Below are 1,068 nucleotides of genomic sequence, written 5' to 3'. Positions count from 1 at the left end.
CTCGCTGTCCGGCCCGACGTAGCCGATGACCTTGGCTATTCCGGTGTACTCGCCGCCACCGGCCAGTTGGGACAAAACTAAGCCGCTGGAGATTTTAACTCCTTTATGGGTTTCAATATCGCCGATATGGATCCAGCCGCCGCCGAGACTGTTTCCGTCTTGAGTCAATCCCAGCCAGAGTTTGGCGTCGTAAACCTTGCCGCCGCCGGGATTTTTGACCAAAACATTGAAAGTGACCGTATCCCCGGGCAGGATATATTCACCAACGTTGTTGCTTTGCTCGATTGATAATAAGCCGCCTGTCTCTCTGCTTGCTGGGTCCGGTTCTTCTGCCGACGTTTCCGGTTCCACTGAGGCTTCCGGACTGGACTCCGGGAATAAAGCCGCCGTTGTGCCGACATTGCCGGTCAAGCGGCCGAAGATGTTAATAAAGCCCCAGAAACCGCGGGAGTTAATAATGCTGGTATTGATAAAGTTAAATAAGGAAATGCTGCTATAGGCGTTGCCGGTTCTGATCTGGCCGCTTTGGGCACTGACATTATTGCCGCCGCTGACAGCCAGCGAAGTAATGTTGTTTTCGACCAAGGCCTGATTATCGATGCTGATATCGTCAATGCAGCCGTCACAGCCGCCGCTGTCGCCCTCGGTCAACCACTCGTCGGCGCCAAGCCAGCTGCCGATCCACTCGCCCAAAACATTGATGACTAAACTGCTGATGGAGGTGTTGACTAAAGTAGTATTGACCACGTTGGTTACATTAACAACGCTCTGGGCATCGCCGGATTCAATTTGAGCATCGGTGGCCGCCACCACCGTATTTTGGCCGCTGACTGCCTGGGAGTTAATTTGGCTGCTGACCGTGGCCTGGTTATTAATGGTGACATCCTGACCGTCACAGCAGGGGGTATTGCCGCCGTCTGCTGCTAGTTCAGGCAGAATAATATTGGCGTTAACGTCTCCGAAAATATTAATAGTCACCAAATAAATCTGGGAATTGATGATGGTCGTATTAACCTGGTTTAAGAGCGAGACAATGCTGTAGGCGTCGCCGGTAGTAATGGCTGAATC

General features: G+C 52.2%; 1 protein-coding gene. It reads right to left on the bottom strand.

Going from position 1 to position 1,068, the window contains the following annotated elements:
• On the bottom strand, positions 1 to 1,068 hold a 1,068-nt coding region (locus tag Q8O77_RS04805), incomplete at both ends, for a hypothetical protein (protein ID WP_305551711.1).

The organism is Rheinheimera sp. (genome assembly GCF_030690345.1).
In the GTDB taxonomy this organism is placed as follows: domain Bacteria; phylum Pseudomonadota; class Gammaproteobacteria; order Enterobacterales; family Alteromonadaceae; genus Alishewanella.
The sequence above is the reverse complement of the archived record's forward strand: the minus strand, read 5'-3'. Positions and strand labels throughout refer to the sequence as shown.